The organism is Bacillus sp. AM 13(2015), from assembly GCF_001518755.1.
GTDB classification, from domain to species: domain Bacteria; phylum Bacillota; class Bacilli; order Bacillales; family Bacillaceae; genus Bacillus; species Bacillus safensis.
In genome coordinates, this window is sequence record NZ_LKCP01000085.1 from 26,887 (window position 1) to 51,012 (window position 24,126).

Sequence of the window (24,126 nt, forward strand, 5' to 3'; positions counted from 1 at the left end):
AAAATTCATCGTTTTTAGATCCTGCCTGCATGACCAGTCACATGTCTAATTTATTCATATTGGATTTGTTTTTAGTATATATGCATTATATGAAAGCGTCAACATTTATTTTTCTAAAAATCATTAGGGTCTATATACCTAAAATACTTTTCTCTATTCACTTATAGGAAACCTCCTACTCTTTTGTTCCTTCTATCATCAATCAACAATATTTTTCTCTACAAAAAACCAGATAAGTTGATTCACTCATCTGGTTTAAATTCATCTATTTTTTCTTTTCTTCTGCCCTCTTTTTAAATGCTTTCGCTTGTTTTTCATACTCCTTTTTCGTGACAGCTTTTAACTCTACTGAATCGCCTGTCATGATATATGGTTTAGGAATTTCTTTATATTCCTTATCCGTGAAAACTTTTAACTCTACTGTACCGTCTGTCTTTTTAATTGGCAGCTTTACTGATTTTGCATCTCGATCAGTCGAACCTATAATGACACCATCTTCAATTATAGGATCATAGCTCATTTCGAAAAATCCTGCCCCATCAGTAAAGCCCCCGACCTCTATTTTCATTTCTTTATAGGGCTTACAACCTTCTTCAGAAACAGTTGTTATTAAAACTCCATTCTCAACATGCATGCTTTCCACTTGTAAAAATAGTTGTTTATCCTCTGCCGTATATAGAAAACCATATACTTTCGCCACTTTATCCCTGAAGTGTCTCATATTTTCATAATATCTAGTTTCTGATGAATCAACTAGATTTTGATGTCGATTTTGAATCTTTTTGTTGATACGTATCTAGCTTTTTTTGATTGATTGCTTTATAAATCGTGCTTTGCTTCTCGCCTTGTTTTTTCACAGAAAGGTTTTTCCCCGAAAAATGAACTTCGTATATGATCGTTTCTTTTCCTTTTTTCATTTGAAATTCATACCCATTTTCTTTTGAATGGCCGGTTATGACATATTGTTTTTTATATAATTGAGGGTCCCACCAAATTTCTTCTATATAGCTTTCATTCAAATGACCTGTTACTTTGCCTTTATTCTCAGATATCTCGAACCAGTTCAGTCTATCCTTAGTTTTATACGCAAATGCATAGGAATGATTCAATGAATTTTTTTGTGCGATTGCTTGATATGCTGTCCAGCCGACTCCACCCAAGATGAGTATGGCTAGGATAGACACGACCCAGATTTTCAATTTGCACATACGTACCTCCTCTAATATTTAATTTGAGAAATCAACATCAACAATATTTTACCATATATTCAACTAAATTCTTATTCACTTAAAAATAGATTCTAGAAAATTTAGATAAGTATTTTCTTAATAATATTTTACATCTATGCAAATAATATCCTTTTTTCATGGAGAATTCAGATATGTTATTAACCCTTATTCACCTGGTCCAATACGATCTATTTTTTCTTTTCTTCAGCCTGCTTTTTAAATGCTTCCGTTTGCTCTTGATATTCCTCTTTCGTGACAGCTTTAAATTCTATTGTACCGCCTGCCATTTTAAAGGGAAATCTAATTGATGTTGCGTCTCGGTCAGTTTCCCCTAAAATAAAACCCTTTTCAATTGCAGGATAAGTACTCAAATCAAACATTATCCCATCTGAAACACCCCCGGCTGTATGTTTCGTTTCTTTATAAGGTGCTCCACCATCTCCTGGGACCGTTCTCATCAGAAAAGAACCTGCCCATTCAGACTGCATATACATTCGTTTTACTTTTAGAAATAGCTGGTATGAACCATCCTCCGCCGTATACAGATAACCATAAGCGCCTGTTACTTTCTTAATGAAGTTTCTTACATAATCATGAAATCTATTTTCAGTGTCCTCCATCAGTTCTTCATATAGGTCATGAATGTCCTTTTGAACAGCACGTAGTTTTGTTTGATCAACTGCTTTGTATGTGATGCTTTGTTTTTCACCTTGTTTTCTCACAGAAAGATCTTTTTCAGCAAGGTGAACTTCATATGTGACCGTCTTTTTCCCTTGCTTCACTTGAAATTCGTAACCGTTTTCAATCGTTTTGCCGGTTAATTTATATTTGTTGATAAATAGATTAGGATCAAAATGCCTTTTTGGGTTTTCCTCCAAAATGGTTTCATTCAGATGACCTGTTACTTTCCCTTTTTTCTCCGTTACTTTGAACCAGTTCACATGATTCTTGGTCTTATATGCAAAGGCGTAAGATTGATTCAATACACTCTTTTTTGCATTTGCTTGATATGCTATCCAGCTGACAGCACCCATGATTAGTACCGCTAGAATTGCCACGATCCAGATTTTCGATCTATTCATACATACCTCCACCGACAGAATTTCATTTTTTCTATCAATATATGAGTGAGTCACCTCCTTTATCGAATTTATTTTTCAACAACCCCTTGTATCTGCCACTCCCCATCATATATTATATATCTAAATGATATATCTTTTAGATAGGTGTGCTGATATGAAAAAATACAATGATACGACGTATGCGATTTTAGGTATTTTAACGACAGATTGTAAGTCAGGGTACGAAGTGAAGCAATTAATTGATAGGAGCTTGCATCATTTTTGGAAAATCAGTTATGGACAAATTTATCCAGCTTTAAAGCTAATAGTCGAGGAAGGCCTTGCGGAGGTTTCACCTGCTGCTAGCTCTGGTCGCTCAGACAAGCGGGAATATCATTTGACTGAAAAAGGACTGGACACGTTAAGAGAATGGCTGGCGCAGCCGCTCGATCAGTTACCAACAGAGCGGAATGAGGTGTTATTAAAATTATTCTTCGGTCAATATCTTTCGTTTGAGAAAAAACTAGCGCTTTTACAGGATTATGAGAGGCAGCTCCGTATTCGTTATGAGACATATGTTGCGATTGAACAAAACATTCAAGAGCTGTACCCAGATGAAGCGGATGCGAAGTATTGGCTGTTTACTTTAGATTATGGGAAAAGAGTGGCTCAAGCTGGAATTGATTGGTGCGTGGAGACATTCCATTCGATGAAGAAGGAAGGGTAAATGAATGAAAAAAGACATACGTGCTGGCAGATTTACAACGGACAATTCTGATTCGATTGTGGTGTTCATTATCGGAATGAGGATCAACAAACGCTGGGCCATTCATCAATGGATGCCTGTGTTCATGGCGATGCCTGGCATGATCAAGGAGCTGTATACCCATCAAGAGGAGCTAGGGTTTCTTGGAACAGAGAATTACTTTGGATTACGCACGACAGCGATGATTCAATATTGGAAATCAACAGATGACCTCCTTGCCTATGCCAAGATGGAGAAGCATTTGGCTGCTTGGAAAAGATTTAACCAAATGGCACGAAATAATGATGCGGTCGGCATTTATCATGAAACATATCAAATTCAAGCCGGCTCGTATGAATCCATCTACGTGAACATGCCTTCCTACGGACTGAGCCAAGCGAGAGCGCCTATTCCAATTGATAAAGGAAAACAAACAGCGAAGGAACGGCTGAATACAACAAATTCCTAGAGAGCGATTCTCTAGGAATTTCTTTTTGCAACAGATACAAAATGCTTTAATATGCGGGCTGTTAATCCCCATATGGTGTAGTTTTCATAATCATAAAACCATTCCTCAATCGACCGGCTCCCCCAGCTGTATTTTTCACCATTCATGATTTTTTCATAAGGGAAGTCCTCTCCTGGTGTTGGCTGAACGGATACATGATGTAGGTACGGCTCATATTGGCTGAGCCATGATAGAGGCACGGTAAAGGTCTCTTCTACTTCTTCTTGATTATAGGAGTGTTTCACTTTTTGCTCATCAATGATACCGACATATGGGTATACGACGAAGGATGGAGAAGCGATATAAGGACTGAGCTGTCCAAGGACATCGACCGATTCTGGCGGAATGCCCAACTCTTCATGTGTTTCTCGCAGTGCAGCCTCCTGTGCTGTTTCGCTGCCGTCGAGCTTGCCCCCAGGAAAGCTAATATCCCCCGGCTGTTTTCTCATGGTGAGCGATCGTACCTCAAATAATATATGCCATTCTCCATTTACTTGTACTAAAGGGATCAGGACTGCTGCTTTGAACGCTGTCTCTTCTCCAATGAACAACGGTTGTGATTGATGTAAGTCATTTTTTAATTGATCAATGAACACGGCCATCACCTGTTTTCTGTTTCTCTTTCCTTTAGCGTATCATGGTTCACCTTTTCAATAAAGATGATCTTTCTGACAATTATTTTTATCAACTTGACAACTTTACTTGTCAAATTGAATATAATACTTTACAATCAAGGAAAGATTTCAATTAAAACTTGAGGTGACAGAATGAAAAATCGGTTAAAAGAGCTTCGTGCGCGTGATGGTTTAAACCAAACTGAGCTTGCGAAACGTGCAAAGGTCTCTCGTCAAACCATCAGCTTAATGGAACGTGATGAATTAATGCCGTCTCTCTTGCTCGCTGTTAAGCTTTCACGAATTTTTCAGGAACCCATTGAACGTATTTTTCTATTCGAGGAGGATGAACTATCATGAAAACTGTATACAAAATGCTCTTAGGTGCTCTCCTTGGCTTTCTCGGTGCTTACTGTCTGCTGGCAGCCGAATTTGAGTTGACACTTCTTGATATTGCATTTGAAGCGACTCTTGTCATCAGCGGAGTGACAATTTTATTGATTATTTATTGTTTTTCAGGGATTTCACGTATGAAAAAAAGAGTGTCTCTTTCGGTCTCTGGAGATGAGGAAGATGAACTGGAGGCAAAGCAATATCGGACCTTTACTGATTCGACATTAGCCAATACGGTGAGTACGATTTTGTCCATTATTGCCATCGGTATAACCATCGTCACCGAGCAGCCACTCTGGTTGATTCTGGTCAATGCTGCTTTATTTATCGTCACCATTATTAGTTCTTATGCAGCGATATCCGTCCTCAAACTTGTCTATCCTAATCGCAATCTACCAAATCCGTCCGACAAAGACTATAGTAAAAAGCTGCTCGCCATTTCAGACGAAGGGGAAAAGCATGTCATGCTTGGCGGACTGTTTCACACGTATCAAATGATGAATATCCTCTTGACCGGTGCCATGTTTATTTTGATTGTGTATTCCCTCGGAGCCAATCACTCTCAACTCTTCTCAATCGTGGTCATTGGGGTTGTTTTGATCATTTTGAATGCAAATTATGTGTTGAGGATTAGAAATCGTTAAATGATAAAAAGCACAGCTCTGTCAAAAGGCTGTGCTTTTTCCGTCCGTTACGATGCACGGCGTTTCTTTCGTGCATAAATCAAAAATAAGAAACCAAACCATACCGGTGTCAATAGCAGCGCAGGACGTGTTGCATCTGCGAAGAGCATGATCACGAGAATGGCAGCAAAGAGCGCAAGAACGCAAATATTCACAAAAGGTGTGAACGGTGCTTTAAAGGTAGATGCTGCATGCAGTTCAGGCCGTGTTTTTTTATATTTCAAATGACAAATTAAAATAATACTCCATACCCAAATGAAACAAATGGCACTGATCGTCGTAACAATCCCAAAGGCTTGTTCGGGAATCAGCTTGCTTAAAAGTGCACCGACCGATACTACAATCGTTGAAACGAATAGCGCATTACTCGGGACAGCGTGCTTGTTCAAACGTCCAAAGGAAGCTGGCCCCTGCTTTTGATGACTGAGATTATACAGAATACGGCTTGTCGAGAACATGCCGCTATTACAAGCTGATGCCGCAGACGTCAACACAACAAAATTGATAAGCCCCGCTGCTACTGGTATCCCAATGAGCCCAAAGGTTTTCACAAAAGGACTTTCTGATGCACTGAGCTCAGACCATGGGTTGATACATAGTAAAACAAAGATCGCACCCACATAGAAAAATAGAATTCTTAATGGAATCTTATTAATCGCAGAGGGAATGTTTTTTTGCGGATTGGCTGTTTCTGCTGCGGATACGCCAACCAGTTCAACTCCCACATACGCAAAAATCACCATCTGGAATGACAGCAAGAAGCCTGTGACACCATTTGGGAATAACCCGCCATGAGACCATAAATTCGTTACTGTCACCGGTCCGGCATCGGTTTGAAAACCAATGATTAAAAGAACAATTCCAACAGCGATCAGTAATAGAATCGTAATCACTTTAATAAGTGCAAACCAAAATTCCATTTCTCCGAAAAGCTTCACCGTTAATAGATTCAATCCTAGTAAAATCAACAAACAAATGATAGCAGGAATCCATTGCGGGATATTAAACCAATACTGCACATACACTCCGACCGCAATGACATCCGCCATCGCTGTCATAATCCAGCAAAACCAATATGTCCACCCTGTCACAAAAGATGCCCACGGGCCGAGATAGTCCTCTGCAATATCGGTTAATGACTGATAGCCCGCCTTCGATAAAAGCAATTCTCCAAGTGCCCTCATGACAAAAAAGATGGCCATTCCGACAATTAAATAAGCAAAAATGATTGATGGACCTGCCAATTGAATGGCTTTTCCAGAGCCTAAAAACAGCCCTGTTCCAATGGTTCCGCCAATGGCAATCAATTGCACATGACGGTTTGATAAATCTCGTTTTAATTCTTGTTGTGCCAATGCTAACACCCTCCTACGACACGATCTTATACTGAAATAATGAACTCTTTAAAAAGTCCATAAAAAAGAGATTGGATGCGCTCCAATCTCACGGTCATAAAAGAATAGCAAAATAGAGAAAAGTAATACACGGCATCATCCATGCATCACAAATACAATATTTCGTACTCTTCTGTCCTTTTGCCTGAGATTGTGAACCCTTCGGCGCCGCACACACATGCGGTCTCTCCAGAAGCTGCTCCTGCTATAGTGTGACCCACAGCAATCATAGCCTTCGTTATTTAATTAAAATGTTGCTATTTCTGAATAATTTTATATTTTACGCCTCAATCAGAAAGCTGTCAATGGTAATCTTTTATGATTTACAGTGATACCCATATGTCTTCACTTCATCAATCCCCCCTAATTCATGTATAATAAACCAAAAGATGTTCGGCTCGTCTGATGGAGAAATCCCTCTTGATCATGAACAAAGTTAGGCAATCCATTGAAGTTGGTGAAGATAAATGAAAAAAATGAACAAACAGCGTGTCACATTACAGGAAGTCGCCAAGCATGCCGGTGTCTCGACTTCAACGGCATCACTCGTTGTTCGAAACAATCCTAGAATCTCTGAAGCCACTCGAAACAAAGTACTGCAATCCATGGAAGACTTAGGATACGTATATGACCGCGTTGCTGCCAACATGCGGTCAAAAAGCTCAAATATCGTTGGTGTGATTGTCACAGATATTTCTAACACCTTTATTTCGGAATTTTTAATCGGCGTGCAAACCACGCTTGAATCACTAGGCTATACCGTTTTACTTGGTACAACCTTTGACAGTGTCGACAAACAGGAGCGGCTCATTTCCACCATGGTAGAGCACCGAGTGGGCGGAATTATTTTAAACCCAGCTTCGAAAAGCTCTGCTCGAACCGTCAAACAATTAAATCAAATTCGCACCCCAAAAGTACTTGCAAATCGTGAGTTATCAGATGTGCAATGTGATTATGTCGGTGTTGATTATGAACAAGGCACTTGGATGGCCATTCATCATCTTCTTCAGAAGGGGCATCGACGTATCGCCTTCTTAGGCGGCATCAAGACCTCATCGACTTGGATTGAGCGGATGAAAGGTTTCAAAAGAGCTCATGACGATGAAAACCTGACGATTGATGATTCCCTTATTATTGATATCGTACCTACTCGTGAAGGCGGGAAAGAAGCACTCGCTCAAGTGATGGATCAACCCGAGCCTCCTACCGCTATTTTTTGTTTTAGTGACTTAGTTGCATTTGGAGTCATGCAAGCACTGTCAGCACGGGGCATCCAGCCAGGTGAAGATATTGATGTGGTTGGATTCGATAATGTTCCTGAAGCGGAGATGTACCATCCGCCGCTCACCACTGTTTCTTCATTCCCCCGATCCATCGGGGCAAAAGCAGCGAACCTTTTATATCATAAAATGAACGATCAGGATGAAGAGCTGCAGAGATTGATTTTAAAGCCTCAACTTCATATTAGAGAAACCTCTCCATCATGATGAAAAGAGAATTGTGTGCAGCAATTCTCTTTTTTTATTGAACAAGTCAACTATTTCTTTGTTTCATTTTTCTTTTTTTAAATCACAAAGTCATAAACTTGACACATTTAAAATGCAGGAGTATATTTATCTCGTTGCTTCTTTTAGTATATCGTTATACCTATTTAGTCCTATCGTTATTTCTATCAAAAAACAGTTAAAAGTGATTTTTTATGATTCTGATCAAATCATGAAGTTTCACTTCCTAATCAAGGCTGTTATTATTTTTTACATTTTAGTAGAACGATGTACTTGATTGAAGAACAGATGTATATTCATTATTTTTCATCAATAAGGGGTGTTGTGATGGGCTTCATATTATTCATTTTGAAGGAAACAATAACAAAGGGTATACAAAGAATTTGACCTTAAAGGGGTTTCAAATATAGGAGTGGGAACATGAAAAATCCTTATATTAAATCGTCACTTGGCATGTATTTAAACTACTTCATGCTTGGCATGATCAATATTATTGTAGCTTCCAACATGGACAGCTTATCTGAGCGCTACCATGTAGATATTCCGAAAATCAGCTTGCTTGTATCGGCGATCGGAATTGGTAAACTCATTGCTCTCTTTTTCTCAGGTCGGTTAGCCGATAGCTGGGGACGTAAGCCTGTCATTATTACAGGAAATTTTCTTTACTTATTATTCTTAATCGGTATTCCAACGACAACGAGTTATACACTGGCATTTATCTTTGCGATTTCAGCAGGTATTGCCAACTCACTGCTTGATTCAGGAACCTACCCTGCTTTGACAGAGTCATTTCCGAAAAAAGCAAGTTCGGCTTCTGTTTTAGTAAAAGCGTCTGTATCCATTGGGGCGACTGTTCTTCCATTTATCTTGGCGTACCTAGTGGCACATGACATCTTCTGGGGCTGGGCGTTCTTTGGACTAGGGCTTCTTTATTTACTTGTAGGAATTTACTTAATCTTTATGCCATTTCCGAACCATAAGCAAGTTTCTTCACAAGACGCTCTTCCAGTACAAGACCAGCTGAAGGAAGAACCAAAAATGCTTGGCGAAGGCTTAGCTGTTGTACTGATGGGATTCACGTCGACTGCATTGTTTGTCGTATGGCAGACATGGCTTCCGCAGCTCGGGTTAAAATTAATCGGACTTGGCACAGGACAAGCCACACAGCTTCTATCTTATTTTAGTATTGGTGCACTCGTATCTGTTCTCTTGCTTTCGATCGTCTTAGATAAATTCATTTCACCAATTATGGTGGCAATCATTTATCCAATTGGTGCGTTCCTTGCGATGCTTTCATTATTCCAAATCGAAACGTACAGCATTGTCATTGTCAGCACATTTTTCTTAGGATTATTTACAGCAGGGATCTTCCAGCTTGCGATGAGTATCATGATGAAATTGTTCCCGACAAACAAAGCAACGGCTTCATCCTATGTCAACATTGCGGCAAGCTCAGCGTTTATTCTCGTGCCGCTCATTACAAGTGGGCTGGTCAGCACGTACGATATTAAAATGACGTTATTCTTCGATATGATCATTGCGGTTATTAGCGTATTACTAGCGGTCTTTGTTCTTGGACGCATGAAAAAATTATTTAGATAACTAAAGGAGATGTCAATCATGACAAACATACATGAACGAAATATTGATGGAAAAACAAAATTAGTCGGTCTTCTTGCTACACCAATCGGACACAGCCTTTCACCACGTATGCATAACCTTGGCTATACACTAACAGGTATCAACTATGCTTACCTCGCATTTGAAGTAGGGAATGATGAACTAGAAGCAGCCGTAAACGGTATGAAAGCAATGGGTGCAGCTGGATTTAACGTCTCTATGCCGAACAAAATGAAAGTACTAGATTACTTAGACGAACTAGATGATTCTGCAAGATATACACGTGCAAGTAACACTGTAGTAAACAAAGATGGTAAGCTCATCGGCTACAACACAGATGGTCTTGGATATGTGAGAAACTTGATTGAGCATGGCGTTGAATTAGCCGGCAAAAAAGTCACACTTGTTGGCTCTGGCGGCGCGGCAACTCCGATTGCGATTCAGCTTGCACAGTCCGGTATTCGTGAAATTAGTATTTTTGCTCGTAATGACCAATACTTTGTTCAAGCAGAAGAAAATGTAAATTACATCAACAACGAAATGAAATCTTTCGGTGTCAAAGCAAACATTTTCCCACTTGAAGACAAAGACGCGTTCCGCCGTGAAGTAGCAGAAAGTGCGATCCTGGCAAACGGGACAAGCCTTGGCATGAAACCACTAGATCAACTCAGCATTATCGATGATACACTTGATGTACTTCGTGAAGATTTGATCGTGACAGATGTCGTATACAACCCGCAAAAAACAAAGCTTCTTGCACAAGCACAGGAAGCTGGCGCCAAAACGATTAACGGTCTTGGAATGATGTTATGGCAAGGAGCACTTGCTTACAAACTCTTTACTGGTGAAGATATGCCAGTTGATCAAGTAAAACAAATTCTTTTTGAAAATGACCGTTTCTAAAACAAAAAAAAGACGACTTCCTAAGCGGAGGTCGTCTTTTTTTAATCATGTACCATAACTTGACGGTAGCGATACAGGATATACAGTGCGCCGATAATGGCCGCAACAGCCACCACTGCATCGAACATAAAGATTTGTAAAATGGACGCGTGACTCTGAATTAACCCTGTTACGACCGGGATGACGATAGCCGACACGCCGCCTGCTGTGGAGATAATCCCTGTCATCGTCCCTTTGTTTTTCCAGAAGAATTCAGCCATCACAGTTAACGTCAGCTGAAAAACTCCTGCTGTTGAAAACCCTAATACAAAAGCATTGACGGTTCCTATGACTGGCGATTTCACGACCAAGAGTACACAAATAGAAACAAGTGTAATGATTGGATAAATCAGCAGTACAGTGACCGGACGGACAAAACGGCGCAAAAGAAACGCGAGCAACACAACAGACAGCAGCCCGCCCATGCTATAGTAACTGAGCAGTTTCACAGCACTGCCCGATGCCATCCCCAAGATGGCCTCACCGTACGTAGGAAGCCAAATTTGCGGCAGCGCATACAGCCCATTTGATGTAAAGCTGATTAAAATGAGTGCGATCCCTTCCCTCCAAAATGTAGGCTCTGTCGAGAAGCGCGGAAGTCCATCATGCTCCGTTACCTGGACTTGCTCCACCTTGCGATGATTCGGAAATGGCAAGGTCCACAGCATCAAGACATTCACAAGATAGATCAGAGCAGGAACAAAAAATGAAATTCCATAAAACAAATCATGCTCTGCTAAAAAGTAAATCGCCAGTGGCAAAATGGTTGCCCCAATGGAGATAAAGGCCTTCACCATCACATTCGCAGATCCCGAGTTTTGCGGAAAAGCCTCCATTAACGCAGGATACGTTCCTGCATCCATTGCCGAATTCGCGACCCCTGCCAAAATCGCAAACGCAAACGCGATTTGATAATTCGGTGACAATGGGATTCCGATGAGGAACACCGCCATCAGCACACCAGAAACCAAAATGACCGGCTTTCGCCCAAAACGATCTGACAGTACGCCTGATAAACCATACGTGAGCACCCTGCCAATGCCAAGCGCCGAAATCATATAACTAATTCCCGCACTATTGGTATCTAATTGTTTGATTAAAAATGGCATATTTGAAGCCAAAATAATATTGACCATACCTAATAAAAAGTAATTAATATACAGACTAGAAGCCGTTCTCACATACGGATTCCTCATCCTGACACACCCCTCAACACCATCGCAATGAAGTGACAAATAATGGTTACGCTTACAAGATCTCATATGTGAGGAAGAACAGCTTTGCAGCCTTCACGTTCATACATCTCATCATGTCATGCAGCTCACAGCTTACACGCCCTTCATGTATCAAGCATTTCTTCAATTTTTCACTGCTCTTATTTTATACGAATGAGAAAGGTAAAGATAGTGAATTGCTTAAATTTGAGGGGAATTCACCGATCAAGCGTATGACACCATCGATCGAAAAAAGGAGTGGTTAGCTGCCACTCCTTAACTGATGTCTCATTTCTGTTCATCGTTCATTTTCAACCCATTTTGACGAATGACTTCTTGATACCAGTAAAAGCTTTTTTTAGGTGTTCGATTTAACGTTCCGTTTCCATCGTTATCTTGATCAACATGGATAAACCCATATCGCTTTTCCATTTCAGATGACGAGTAACTAATTAAATCAAGAATTCCCCAGCTGGTGTAACCTATTAATTCGACTCCATCCTCAATGGCTTCCAGCATCTGCTGGAAATGCTGCTCATGATAGCTAATCCGATAATCATCATTTATCTTTCCATCTTCCACCTTGTCGTATGCACCTAATCCATTCTCAACTATAAATAGTGGTAGTTGATAGCGATCGTATAAGTCATTTAAAGAGATACGAATTCCAATCGGGTCGATCTGCCAGCCCCATTCACTCACTTCTAAATATGGGTTTTTCACTCCACCTATTGTATTGCCGCTGACAGTTTCCATGCCTTCACTATTTTCAGTAGCAACCAAGGAATTGTAGTAACTGAATGAAATAAAATCAACCGTATGCACCTTTAATAATTCGTCATCTCCCAGCTGTTTCTCAATGTGAATATTTTTTTCTTTAAACAGTCGATTGATAAAACGCGGATACTCACCACGCACCTGTACATCTGTGAAAAACATATTAAACTGATTGTTCTTTGATGCCTTCAGAACATCCTTTGGATTACAAGAATACGGATATGTTGTTAATTTCGTCAGCATACACCCTATTTTTGCCCCTGGGATCATTTCATGACAATATTTAACGGCCAAAGCACTTGCAACAAATTGATGATGCAATGCTTGATAAACTGCCTGTTCTACATTGTCAAAGCGCTCTGAAACGATTCCACCACTTGTAAATGGATGTCGGACAATACTATCAATTTCATTGAAAGTCAGCCAATACTTGACTTTATCTTTATATCGATCAAATACAACTCGACTAAATTTCACAAAGAAATCAACGACAATGCGATGAGACCATCCTCCATATTGATTCACTAAGTATAGCGGCATTTCATAATGAGATAACGTAACGAGTGGTTCAATATCATGTTTCTTCATCTCATCGAATAGGCGGTCGTAAAATAATAATCCCGCTTCATTTGGCTCTTCTTCATCACCGTTTGGAAAAATACGTGTCCATGCAATCGAGACACGTAACGTCTTCAATCCCATTTCTTTGAACAGCGCCATATCTTCAGGATAACGATGATAAAAGTCTACACCTCTTCGTTTCGGATAACCTTCAGCGGTATCTGCACGCATCGCTTGCTGAATTTGTTCTTCATCCACTTTGTTGTGCTTTTTATAATCAGACTTACTGAGACCTTTTTTAAAGATCGCCACATCAGCAGTCGATAGCCCTTTTCCGTCTACATTCCATGCGCCTTCTGCTTGGTTTGCCGCGATGGCGCCTCCCCATAAAAATCCTTCTGGAAATTTCCTGATTTGATTAGACATGTTTCTTCCTCCTCAAGACTATGCGTTATTTCTTTGAACCACTCGATTGACATGAATAATTAAATACATTTTTTCGTCACTGGAAATCGTGTAATCCACACTTGTTTTAATATATTTCTCGATTTTCTCCACACATTTTACTTCTTCAGGATACTTCCTCATGATTTGATCAATTAGATCGTGATCATCTGTTTCAAGCATTTTGTTCTCCAGCAAACGCTGAACAAAGAACTGTAAATGTGTTAAAAACCTGGAGTAATTAATCGTATCTGTCGGAATGTCGATCTTATAATGCATTTTGATAATATTTAAAATGTCTTTGACCATATTAGTCATCATCACGATTTGATTTAAATTATCTTTGGTCTGCTGCGCATTTACTAGATGAAATGCAATATTCGCCGCTTCTTCTTCAGGCAGCTGAATGCCTAACTGTTTTTCAATCAGCTCTAGTGCATGCAGACCAATACTGAATTCTTCGGGGTAAAATTTCTTCACTTCCCACAGCAGGCGATTTTGTATCGTTAAATTTTCCTTAAAGCGCTTCGTAGCCATGAAAAGGTGATCGGTTAAAGAAATATAAAGATGCTCATTTAAGTGTGTAGATAAACGGCGCTTCGCATAGGATATAATCTCATCTGTCATGATTAAAAATTCCTCTGGGGTCTCCCTCATAAGCTCAGCTAAATCATTAGACGTGCTTTGATCTTCTAGCACATAGATCTTTTGAATATCAGACTCTTGAATAAGACTGCCTGGCTTATTTTTAAATCCAATCGCCTTACCCATTACGATGATTTCCTTACCGTCATCTCTTTTAGCGAGAACCACACTGGTATTCAGCACTTTTATAATTTCCATACCATATCACCTTCCTGGATACATTCAAAATCGATTTATAAGACCGTTAAAAGTGGCTGCTGATGACCAGAAACAGGATTCGTTTTTCCCTCTTGGGGTAAAATTTCTAAATAATCAGCTGTATTTGTAATAATGACTGGTGTTGTTGTATCATAGCCAGCCTTTTGTATATTCTGTTGATCAAATTCAATCAGAAGTTGACCTTGTTTCACTGTATCACCTTTTTGAACATGTGAAGTAAAATATTGTCCATTTAAGTTTACAGTATCAATACCAATATGAATCAGAACTTCCACACCAAGGTTGGATTTTAAACCAATGGCATGATTTGTATGGAAAATCATTTCTACTTGTCCATCAAAAGGAGCAAATACTTTCCCTTCACTAGGTTGAATTGCTGCCCCTTTCCCCATCACTTCTTCAGAGAATACTTTATCATTCACTCTGGCTAAAGGAATGATGTCTCCTTTCATCGGTGCATAAATGACTTCACGATTTCTTGTGCTTTCTGATGTGGTGACAGGCTCATTTTTCTTCTCGATGTTTTCAGTTTCTGCATCTTTAAAGCCGATGATGTAAACAGCAATAAACGCGATGACCGCTGCCATGACTGCACCAATAATAGCAAACGTAAAGTTTGAAGTCCCTTTTTCAATAAAGATTGGCATTGTTGCAATACCAGGTGAAACCATGACAAACGCCTTTAGCTTAATCAATCCAACAAAAATACCTGAAACCCCTGCTCCAATCATACATGCGAGTAATGTTTTCTTAAGTTTTAAATGAACGCCGTATAATGCAGGTTCTGTTATACCAAATAAAGCAGAAATTCCTCCGGACATTGCAATTTGTTTTAACTTAGGGTCTTTGGTTTTAAATGAAACAGCCAAAGCACCTCCACCTTGCGCAAAGTTCGCTGCTAGCATAGCCACTCCGATAAGAGCGTCGTATCCTGGTGAAGCAAGAGAGGCGATAACAACTGGATAGAACACCTTCTGCATCCCAAACATGACGATAAAAGGTAAGAAAACGGCTAAAATAGCAACAGCTGCCCATCCCGCAGTTTGCTGGATCCATAAGACCCCTGCAGCTAAGCCTGCACCAAGATACATACCGAGCGGCCCTAAAAACAGTAAACCAATCGGAGCGACAATAATCATCGTAATTAAAGGAACCATAAAGATTTTGACAGGTCCCGGTGATAATTTATCTGCCAGCTTTTCTACATATGACATCAGCCAGACAATGAGTATGATCGGAATAACCGATGCACCATAAGAAACAGCTTTTAGTGGGATGCCCGCAAAGACAACTGGATCACCACTGCTAAACAGGGCTGTTAAGTTCGGATGTAACAAAACTCCAGCCAAAGCCATTGATACCATAGGGTTTGTGCCAAATTTTTGTGAGCTTGTATAGGCTAACAAAATTGGCAAGAAGAAAAACGCTGCATCTGAGATGATTTTCAATACCAAATAGGTTTGGCTGTCTTCTTTCATCAAATTCAGCATCGGCAATAAAATTAATAGAGCCTTCAACATTCCTGCACCAGCGATCGCAGGGATGATCGGTGCAAAAATGCCAGTGATTAAATTGGCAAAACGATTGAAATATCCTTTCAAGCTATGATCTTTGTTCTGTACAATCTGTCCGCTTGCTTCCGGATTTTGATCAATCAGTTTTGCAAACTCTTTATAAACATAACCCACATCATTTCCAATAATAATTTGATACTGACCTGCTGTATCTGCTACTTGAATGACGCCATCAAGACGGCTAATTTCTTCAGAGTTTGCGCGTGAAGAATCTTTTAAAGTCAGCCTTAATCTCGTCATACAGTGGATGGCATTTTGAACATTTTCGCTTCCGCCAATATGTTTTAGAATGTCTTGAGCTAAGTCTTTATGATTCATTAAAGTCACCGCTTTCATTTTTGATTATAGGCGCTCAGGCAACAAAAAAAGACCTGGATTGGGTGGGAATATACAAATACAGATATCCCATCCAATCTAGGTCTTGCCTGCCGAACAGTAACACGCCTTATTGAATGTACGCATTATTCTATTTTTAAATTTTCATCGTTTCATGAAACCGCTTTTAACATGTTAATATCTTTATAGTAATTAATTATCTTCACAAAAGCAATGTTTTTCTTACAAATCAAATCATAAATTTATTAAATATAGATCAAAGAGCACTAATATATCATCTAATCGTACCTTTTTAGGATTCATATTGAAGGCGAGAGGTATTGTTTTAACTAGAACAGTCAGGTGTTACATTTTTTCAGAATCCAATAAGATTTACACACTTATATTTTATCTTTTGAAATTTCTTCCTTCCATTATCACACAATCAATTAAAGTACGATCCCTTTTATTTAATTACCCTTGAAACCAAAATGAATTTTTATTTCCTTAATGAAAAAACCTTGAAAGGATATTATCCGTCAAGGTTTTTTGGAGTACTAAGATTCAAAAGCCGTTTTTTCTGGAAATATGCCACCTTCTCTTACAAGGCATACTGCCAACCTTTGAGCCGCTCGATCAAAATAAAACTCATTAGGAATATTTTGATCTGGTAAGCTCTCTAACTCTCTAAACTTCCTAGTTATTTTACTTAACTCTATTTTACCCATTATCTCTTCATTAGGTCCAAATTTGTAAACTACAGTCTCTTCATCCTCATATTCCTTTAATAATAAAACATAAGAAGCCAATTTTATTCCTCCTTTGGTGGATACCAAGGACGCCCAGATTCAACTGTTTTATCATGTGCGGTCCTGTAATCTGTCTTGAATATCCCTTCAAACTTTGATTCAAAAAGTTCGTGATTTAATAAGTCAATATCATTTTTTTTATAAGTACCTTTTTGTAACCTGTCCCAGGCTTGTGCAATTTGATAATCTGAGTCAAAACGCCCAACCCCATGTTCTTTTATATGTTCTTTTATAAATAAATGCTCCTTTATTCTTTGTATCCTGTGTTCGGGCATTCCGGTATTCTTAGATATAGGCTTTATATCAGCTTTTGTCTTTCTAAAAGACTCATACATTTCTTCTGCTTTATCAAGTTGTTTTAGATATGCATCTATTGAAAGTTCCCTACCACCTGTTTGAACTCTATCAGCACTCTTAAATCCTATTTTACCATTAAATCCTTTTGTTCCAAACGGCAAAAGCATTCCAAGTGCCGCGTTCATACTCGCTTCCTGCTGTTCTTTCGAGACCTTATTTCCAAACATATCGCGGCCTGTGATTGCTTCGCTGAAGCCGTTGGTCGCGGTGAGACCATATAAACCTTTTTGAGATGTTTTCAGGGCGTCAAAGGATTTTTGTGATGTCTTGTAGATGTCGACTGCTCTGACTGCGGCTGATGTGGCTTGGGTGGTTTTATAGACAGCCTTTCCGCCTTTGAAAATGCGTCCTGCCCAGCCAACGATTGGGATGTAACCGGCTGCTGCCATGCCTCCTGCCGCGACTCGCTGACCTGCGGTGAGTTCCTCGCCTGTGATCGGATCAACACCTGTTGCGGCACGTTTTGCATCGTTCACACCTGTCAGTTCATTGACGATATTTCCACCGTAATCGAGCGCTTTTTCATACCAAGGACGGTTGGCGAGGGCTTCTTGTTCTTTTGCGATCTCTCGGGCTTCTTCTTGTTCTTTTTTGATTTTCAGATATTCAGAAGTTTGCTTTTCAATATCGCTTTTTGCCTTGTAGATTTCGCTATTGTGATACGCTTTCTTGTCAAAATTCATAGGCGAAATCGCTTTTCCATCATTTGTCGCATTCATCATTTCAGCGTACAATGCCATTGTAGCTTGCTGCTCTGTCTCTGACAAAGCATATTCATCTTTTAAATTTTGATCAAGCTCTCTTAAATCTTTGACTGTCTTTTTTCGTTCATCTTCCGCATCTTCTATTTTTTCATCAAAGGTTTGACTATCAAATACTTCTAGAGAAATGAGATCATCAATGTCTTGAAAAATCGTTTTGAGTGCCTTTTTTTGATCCTTTACAATGCTTTTGGCATTCTTGATGCCCATATGTACTGCGTTGTCTAAAAAGTGTTCCTCTACAAAGGTATCGCCGCCAAAGCTCGTATCATCAAGTGTCCCAGAAACACCGTCATGAAAGGCTTTTTGCTTATCAATGAAGCTGATAAACATGTCTACATTTCCGGAGAGCTCTTTATAAAAGCTTTTAATGTTATCGGCACCTTTCCCAGTAAAATCATCACCAAGATTGGCAACACCTTGTAATGCCTTTTTTAAATCTACCATTTGTTCACGGAGTTCCTGATAGTGTTTTGCCCTTGTGTCCATGGCACTTGTTAGTGCTTTTGCATCAAGTATCTTGCCCAGAAGAATTCACTCCCTCCCATTCTTTGACAAGGCCAATTTTACCAATACAAAGTTTATCATTAAATAGGCATTAAGATACAAAAACAATACTGATTATGTAAATGAACATTGTTTCAATTGAAAAGCAAACTATAGAATTCATTAGCTCCACTTTTGTCATAACAATTATAATGTAGTTTTTAGAACAATCTTTTAAATAGAACATTTTTTTGAGCTACTCCATTATAAAAAAGAGTTATAGAGCACTTTTATGGTAAGGAAGATGTCACTAGTCGAGGCAATCACTTAGAAAAAGCACACCCGCATTAGTGTACTTTTTACGATTTAGACTTAAGCAATTGAAGTTCTTGCTCCATGATATCTGCTGCTTCAGTTATAAATTGAATAATTAAGTCTAATTCTTCTGGTTTGTATTCATTTGTGAGTTCCTTCGTTGATGTTGATAAGGATCGAAAGAGTTCTTTCACCTGTGATTTCCCTGCCGTTAATGGAACGATGATAACTCTTCGTTTGTCTTTTGGGTCCTTTGCTCTTTTGGCGTAGCCCGCTTTTTCAAGCCGGTCAATGAGAGCTGTGACTGCACCAGAGCTAAGACCTGTTTTTTCACTTAGTTCTCCTGCTGTAAGGGGGCCGAGTTCATTTAATAAATCAGCTGATTTGAGATCTGTTGGAAAAAGGCCTAGTGATTGGGCGGCCGCTTGGTGGAATAAAACGGTTCGTGTGGCGAGGCGCCTCATTGTATGGATGATCTGGGTTGCTCTGTCTTCAGCCTCGTTCTTTATTGACAACTTGTTCTCCTCCCTTTAAAATCAATTTATCTTGATCATCAAGATAAATGTTCTCTTACTTTATGGTTAAGTTGATCATAGCAAAAATAATGAGAGAACGTAAGCAGGAGGTAAATGAAATGAATCATGTGGATAAAGGCAAGGCATCCACTCGCTTTGTTGTCATCGGTTTGCTGTTAGGGATTTTTATGGCAGCGATGGACAATACCATTGTTGCAACAGCGATGGGAAGTATCGTAGCAGATTTGGGCAGTTTTGATAAATTTGCTTGGGTGACGGCTTCTTATATGGTGGCAGTAATGGCTGGAATGCCGATTTACGGAAAGCTTTCTGATATGTATGGTCGAAAGCGTTTTTTTCTGTTTGGACTTATTTTCTTTTTAATTGGATCAGCGCTGTGCGGTATCGCACAAACGATGGATCAGCTCATTATTTACCGAGCCATTCAAGGGCTTGGAGGCGGTGCACTTCTTCCGATCGCATTTACGATTATCTTTGACATCTTCCCCCCTGAAAAGCGCGGAAAAATGTCTGGTATGTTTGGCGCAGTCTTTGGTTTATCAAGTGTACTCGGACCGCTCTTAGGTGCTATTATTACGGATTCGATCGGCTGGCATTGGGTTTTTTATATTAACGTGCCAATCGGTATTGTCAGTGTCTTCTTGATCGCCAGATACTATCAGGAATCGCTTGAACATCGTAAGCAGAAAATCGACTGGTCAGGTGCTATTACGCTTGTCGTTGCGGTTGTCAGCTTAATGTTCGCCCTTGAGCTTGGCGGTAAATCTTATGCTTGGGATTCGGTGCAAATCCTCACACTTTTTGCTGTGTTTCTTGTGTTCGGTACGATCTTCTTTATTGTTGAGCGTAAAGCTGAGGAACCGATTATCTCATTTTGGATGTTTAAAAATCGATTATTTGCGACATCTCAAATTTTGGCGTTTTTATATGGTGGGACATTCATTATTCTTGCTGTCTTTATTCCTATTTTCGTGCAGGCGGTGTACGGTGAATCTGCGACAAGTGCAGGGTTTATTTTAACACCGATGATGATTGGATCAGTCATTGGCAGTATGATTGGCGGAACGATGCAGACGAAAGTGCCTTTCAGACGTCTTATGACCATCTCTGTCATTTCATTTTTCGCTGGGATGCTGTTGCTTGCCAATATGTCACCAGATACAGCAAGACTGTGGCTCACACTCTTTATGATGATATCAGGCTTTGGGGTAGGGTTCAGCTTCTCCCTTCTGCCGTCAGCTTCAATGAATGATCTTGAGCCGCGCTACCGAGGCAGTGCAAACTCGACCAATTCTTTTATGAGATCACTTGGGATGACACTCGGTGTCACGATTTTCGGGACAATTCAAACCAATGTGCTGACAAATCGTTTAGCTGATGCCTTTAGTGGAATGAAAGGAGCCCCTTCTCAAATAGGCGATCCACAGGCTATTTTCCAAGAAGGTGCCCGCTCACAAATTCCGACTGATATTTTAAATAAAGTCATCGATGCAATGTCACAAAGTATTACGTATGTATTTTTGCTTGCTTTATTCCCGATTGCACTTGCGGCGATTACAGTCATATTTATGGGAAATGCACGAGTACGTACATCAAATGAAATGAAAGAAAACGAATAATGTAAAAAAGCAGAGCAATTGCAGCTCTGCTTTTTTTCTTATTGATATAGCGGATGGGCTTTGCCCTCACTGCCAACGATTCGTATTTTCGATTGGACCATGTCTTTTGCTGCTTGTTTTGCTTTTTGTAAATACATACGCGGATCTAAGCTTTCAGGTTCATTTGAGAAATGATCACGTATGGCCTCGGAGTATGCATTTTTCAATTCAGTTGAGACATTCACCTTTGCCATACCAAGTGCAACGCATCGCTTCACATCCTCATCCGGTACAGCAGAACCACCGTGGAGAACAAGTGGTACATCGACCAGGTCCGCAATTTGTTCAATGCGGGCAAAGTCTATATCCGGCACCCCTTTATAAATGCCATGGGCAGTACCAATCGCAGGTGCTAAAGTGGGCACCCCAGTTTCTTCTACAAATTGGCGGCATTCTGATGGAACGGCTTTTTCAGCATCCTTTTCATCAACGACGATATCATCTTCGACACCACCTACCTTGCCTAATTCTGCTTCAACGTTCACCCCTACTTTTAATGCGAGGTCCACAACTTCTTTTGTACGGCGAACATTTTCTTCATATGAGTGCATAGATGCATCGATCATAACGGATGTATATCCGGCCCTGATACAGGTGAGAATCACATCAAAGTCTGTGCAATGATCGAGGTGAAGACCAATTGGGATTTGATATTGATCAGCCGCCGCCTTCACTGTATCTGCAATCGCTTTTGCTCCAAGAGATTGAACCGTTCCAACCGTTGTTTGCAATATCACAGGTGACTTTAATTCTGCTGCCGTTTCGAGTACCCAATAGATACTGTCAAAGGAGTGTACATTGAATGCCACAATTCCGTATTTTTCTTTTTTCGCAGCCTCAAGCATTGGTGTTGTTGAAAGTAAAGGCATGATCAAACATCCTCTCTCGTTAAAATATCCGTTTCTAATACAGCCAGTATGTCTTCATTTGTTCTTGTTTCCAGCAGTTTTTGACGTTTCGTTTCATCCATTAAGCCTCGTGAAAGGGCAGAAAGAGCCTTTAAATGAGTCGTACCTGCTTCACTTTTAGGAATCAATAAGGATAAGAAGAAAAAGCAAGGCTTCCCATCAAAAGCGTCCCATTCAATGCCTGTTTCCGTGCGGACGATCACAAGTGCTGGTTTCGTGATGGCTTCTGTTTGTGTATGCGGAATGGCAAATCCATCTTGAAAACCGGTTGTACTCAGAGCTTCTCTTTCCGCTAAGCCTTTTTTGACTTCCTCTGGTGAGGTGCAAATACCTGCTTTGTAGGCAATGTCAGCAATGGCTGCGAACACGCCAGCCTGTGAAGAAGCTGTTTCGTGAAGATTCATATAGATATGTTCCATTATTTCTCTTCCTCCCTCTTAAACTGCGGGTTTGTCTATTTTTTTACGGTAAAGTCCGTATAGAATCGCACCTACAATTGATCCGATTAGTATGGAAAACACCCATTGGAATGCACCTGTGACAACTGGAAGGACAAGGAATCCACCATGCGGAGCTGGAACCTGCACGCCAAACAAATATGTCAATATAGCAGAGATGGCGGAACCAAACATGATAATTGGCAGGACAACGACTGGGTTTTTTGCCGCAAATGGGATGGCTCCTTCTGTAATATGTGTCGCCCCCAGAATATAGTTGATTGCCCCAGCATTTCGTTCTTGTGGCGTGAAATGTTTTCGGAAAATGGTTGTAGCAATCGCAATGATAAGTGGTGGTGTGATACATGCTGCAGACACACCTGCCATAAAGTAAAGGTTGCCTTGTGCAAGTAAAGCCGTTCCTGTAACATAGGCTGCTTTGTTAAATGGTCCGCCCATATCAAATCCACACATTGCTCCCACAATTAAGCCTAAAAGCAGCGGATTTGTGGATTGTACAGATGAGAGAAAATCCATTAAGGAATTATTTAACCCTGTGATGGGAACCAATAGCGGGGTCATGACAGCCCCAATTAAGAAAATACCGATGACAGGATAGATGAAGATCGATTTTAATCCATCAAGCGATGCTGGTAATTTTTGAAGCAAGAATTGAAGCAATAAAATGATATATCCTGCTGCAAAACCTGCGATTATACCGCCTAAGAAGCCAGCACCTCCATCATTTGCAAGGAGCCCTCCTATAAAGCCGACGACCATCCCTGGGCGTCTTGCAATTGAATCAGCGATAAATGCTGCTAAAATTGGTACCATTAAGCTAAAGCCAAGTCCGCCAATGCTTTTCAAATAGGCAGCAAACGGATGATACGTTTCGTGCTGAGGATCAGCAGAGTAGATTCCGAATAGGAAGGAAATAGCTATTAAGACCCCGCCTCCAACGACAAATGGCAGCATGTGTGATACACCGTTCATTAAGTGCTTATAAATGGTGTGTATCCATTTATTTGCCGATTTTTGTTGAGAGGATGAAGGAGCAGATGGTTTCTCTGTTCCAGAAGCTCTTCCTTTCACTTGATGAACGGGAGCATCTCCATTGATAATGCTCTGAATCAGTTCAGTCGGCGTGCGAATGCCTTTGGCTACAGGCACTTCAATCAGTGGTTTGCCGTGAAAACGGTCTGTATGCACATCTTTGTCGGCTGCCACAATGACTCCATCTGCTTCCATAATGTCTTGATCAGTTAAAGCGTTTTCAATTCCTACTTGACCATGCGTTTCGACTTTGATGTCGACCCCTAGTTGCTCAGCAGCGATTTTTAATGCTTCAGCTGCCATAAATGTGTGTGCAATGCCTGTTGGACAGCCGGTTGCAGCGACAATTTTTTTACGGCTCAT

General features: G+C 40.2%; 21 protein-coding genes, 1 pseudogene and 1 riboswitch. Of the genes and pseudogenes, 8 read left to right on the plus strand and 14 right to left on the minus strand.

Features of this window, described 5'->3' with window-relative positions:
* Window positions 1-265: 265 nt before the first annotated feature.
* Together AOQ70_RS20135 and AOQ70_RS16175 are read right to left on the minus strand one after the other, a co-directional pair.
* Window positions 266-1,208 (minus strand): annotated as a pseudogene (locus AOQ70_RS20135) (hypothetical protein).
* 209 nt (window positions 1,209-1,417) lie between these two features.
* Window positions 1,418-2,311: a hypothetical protein gene (locus AOQ70_RS16175; protein ID WP_059377339.1), complete on the minus strand. Its 894-nt coding sequence runs from the start codon at window positions 2,309-2,311 to the stop codon at window positions 1,418-1,420.
* A gap of 154 nt (window positions 2,312-2,465) precedes the next feature.
* On the opposite strand from AOQ70_RS16175, the gene AOQ70_RS16180 reads away from it, so the two are divergent.
* Complete coding sequence (locus AOQ70_RS16180; RefSeq protein WP_047203745.1) at window positions 2,466-3,017, plus strand: PadR family transcriptional regulator; 552 nt, start codon at window positions 2,466-2,468, stop codon at window positions 3,015-3,017.
* A gap of 4 nt (window positions 3,018-3,021) precedes the next feature.
* Complete coding sequence (locus AOQ70_RS16185) at window positions 3,022-3,504, plus strand: DUF4188 domain-containing protein (protein WP_039182747.1); 483 nt, start codon at window positions 3,022-3,024, stop codon at window positions 3,502-3,504.
* Between the two features lie 11 nt (window positions 3,505-3,515).
* Here the strand turns inward: AOQ70_RS16185 and AOQ70_RS16190 are convergent, their stop codons facing one another.
* Window positions 3,516-4,139, minus strand: a complete 624-nt coding sequence (locus AOQ70_RS16190) for an NUDIX hydrolase (protein ID WP_059377409.1) — start codon at window positions 4,137-4,139, stop codon at window positions 3,516-3,518.
* Between the two features lie 171 nt (window positions 4,140-4,310).
* On the opposite strand from AOQ70_RS16190, the gene AOQ70_RS16195 reads away from it, so the two are divergent.
* Together AOQ70_RS16195 and AOQ70_RS16200 are read left to right on the plus strand one after the other, a co-directional pair.
* Window positions 4,311-4,517 (plus strand): helix-turn-helix transcriptional regulator, encoded by a 207-nt coding sequence (locus AOQ70_RS16195; RefSeq protein ID WP_003215336.1) that lies wholly within the window; start codon window positions 4,311-4,313, stop codon window positions 4,515-4,517.
* Window positions 4,514-5,194 (plus strand): DUF3169 family protein, encoded by a 681-nt coding sequence (locus AOQ70_RS16200; RefSeq protein WP_059377341.1) that lies wholly within the window; start codon window positions 4,514-4,516, stop codon window positions 5,192-5,194. The genes AOQ70_RS16195 and AOQ70_RS16200 overlap by 4 nt, the downstream gene beginning before the upstream one ends.
* A 47-nt stretch (window positions 5,195-5,241) precedes the next feature.
* Here the strand turns inward: AOQ70_RS16200 and AOQ70_RS16205 are convergent, their stop codons facing one another.
* Window positions 5,242-6,588, minus strand: a complete 1,347-nt coding sequence (locus AOQ70_RS16205; protein WP_059377343.1) for an amino acid permease — start codon at window positions 6,586-6,588, stop codon at window positions 5,242-5,244.
* A 162-nt stretch (window positions 6,589-6,750) separates the two neighbouring features.
* A riboswitch (glycine riboswitch) is annotated at window positions 6,751-6,830 on the minus strand.
* A 264-nt stretch (window positions 6,831-7,094) separates the two neighbouring features.
* On the opposite strand from AOQ70_RS16205, the gene AOQ70_RS16210 reads away from it, so the two are divergent.
* From AOQ70_RS16210 to AOQ70_RS16220, 3 genes are all read left to right on the plus strand, one after another.
* Entirely contained in the window at window positions 7,095-8,114 is a 1,020-nt protein-coding gene (locus AOQ70_RS16210) for a LacI family DNA-binding transcriptional regulator (RefSeq protein WP_039182756.1), read from the plus strand.
* A 438-nt stretch (window positions 8,115-8,552) separates the two neighbouring features.
* A complete protein-coding gene (locus AOQ70_RS16215; protein ID WP_039182759.1) occupies window positions 8,553-9,734 on the plus strand; it encodes an MFS transporter in 1,182 nt (393 codons plus the stop codon).
* An 18-nt stretch (window positions 9,735-9,752) separates the two neighbouring features.
* Window positions 9,753-10,655 carry a shikimate dehydrogenase gene (locus tag AOQ70_RS16220; RefSeq protein ID WP_024423990.1) on the plus strand — a complete coding sequence of 301 codons (903 nt, stop codon included), beginning with the start codon at window positions 9,753-9,755 and terminating at the stop codon, window positions 10,653-10,655.
* 41 nt (window positions 10,656-10,696) lie between these two features.
* On the opposite strand, the gene AOQ70_RS16225 is transcribed toward AOQ70_RS16220, so the two are convergent.
* From AOQ70_RS16225 to AOQ70_RS16255, 7 genes are all read right to left on the minus strand, one after another.
* The gene (locus AOQ70_RS16225) at window positions 10,697-11,890 is read right to left on the minus strand and encodes an MFS transporter (protein WP_059377345.1); all 1,194 of its coding nucleotides are present in this window, start codon (window positions 11,888-11,890) and stop codon (window positions 10,697-10,699) included.
* Between the two features lie 306 nt (window positions 11,891-12,196).
* Window positions 12,197-13,672 carry a glycoside hydrolase family 1 protein gene (locus AOQ70_RS16230; protein WP_058838379.1) on the minus strand — a complete coding sequence of 492 codons (1,476 nt, stop codon included), beginning with the start codon at window positions 13,670-13,672 and terminating at the stop codon, window positions 12,197-12,199.
* A gap of 18 nt (window positions 13,673-13,690) precedes the next feature.
* Window positions 13,691-14,533, minus strand: coding sequence for a BglG family transcription antiterminator LicT (gene licT / locus AOQ70_RS16235; protein WP_059377348.1), 843 nt, complete (start codon window positions 14,531-14,533; stop codon window positions 13,691-13,693).
* A gap of 35 nt (window positions 14,534-14,568) precedes the next feature.
* Entirely contained in the window at window positions 14,569-16,446 is a 1,878-nt protein-coding gene (locus AOQ70_RS16240) for a beta-glucoside-specific PTS transporter subunit IIABC (protein WP_059377350.1), read from the minus strand.
* Window positions 16,447-17,000: 554 nt separating this feature from the next.
* Window positions 17,001-17,252, minus strand: a complete 252-nt coding sequence (locus AOQ70_RS16245; RefSeq protein ID WP_058838376.1) for a hypothetical protein — start codon at window positions 17,250-17,252, stop codon at window positions 17,001-17,003.
* A 2-nt stretch (window positions 17,253-17,254) separates the two neighbouring features.
* Complete coding sequence (locus AOQ70_RS16250; protein WP_059377352.1) at window positions 17,255-18,859, minus strand: ribonuclease YeeF family protein; 1,605 nt, start codon at window positions 18,857-18,859, stop codon at window positions 17,255-17,257.
* A gap of 356 nt (window positions 18,860-19,215) precedes the next feature.
* Window positions 19,216-19,635, minus strand: a complete 420-nt coding sequence (locus AOQ70_RS16255) for a MarR family winged helix-turn-helix transcriptional regulator (protein WP_059377412.1) — start codon at window positions 19,633-19,635, stop codon at window positions 19,216-19,218.
* A gap of 170 nt (window positions 19,636-19,805) precedes the next feature.
* On the opposite strand from AOQ70_RS16255, the gene AOQ70_RS16260 reads away from it, so the two are divergent.
* Window positions 19,806-21,326 carry an MDR family MFS transporter gene (locus AOQ70_RS16260; RefSeq protein ID WP_059377354.1) on the plus strand — a complete coding sequence of 507 codons (1,521 nt, stop codon included), beginning with the start codon at window positions 19,806-19,808 and terminating at the stop codon, window positions 21,324-21,326.
* A gap of 38 nt (window positions 21,327-21,364) precedes the next feature.
* On the opposite strand, the gene AOQ70_RS16265 is transcribed toward AOQ70_RS16260, so the two are convergent.
* Genes AOQ70_RS16265 through AOQ70_RS16275 form a run of 3 tightly spaced genes read right to left on the minus strand, consistent with a single transcriptional unit; the run spans window position 21,365 to window position 24,126 of the window.
* The gene (locus AOQ70_RS16265) at window positions 21,365-22,234 is read right to left on the minus strand and encodes a class II fructose-bisphosphate aldolase (RefSeq protein WP_047203423.1); all 870 of its coding nucleotides are present in this window, start codon (window positions 22,232-22,234) and stop codon (window positions 21,365-21,367) included.
* A gap of 2 nt (window positions 22,235-22,236) precedes the next feature.
* A complete protein-coding gene (locus tag AOQ70_RS16270) occupies window positions 22,237-22,695 on the minus strand; it encodes a PTS sugar transporter subunit IIA (RefSeq protein ID WP_059377356.1) in 459 nt (152 codons plus the stop codon).
* A gap of 15 nt (window positions 22,696-22,710) precedes the next feature.
* Window positions 22,711-24,126 carry a PTS fructose transporter subunit IIC gene (locus AOQ70_RS16275; protein WP_059377358.1) on the minus strand — a complete coding sequence of 472 codons (1,416 nt, stop codon included), beginning with the start codon at window positions 24,124-24,126 and terminating at the stop codon, window positions 22,711-22,713.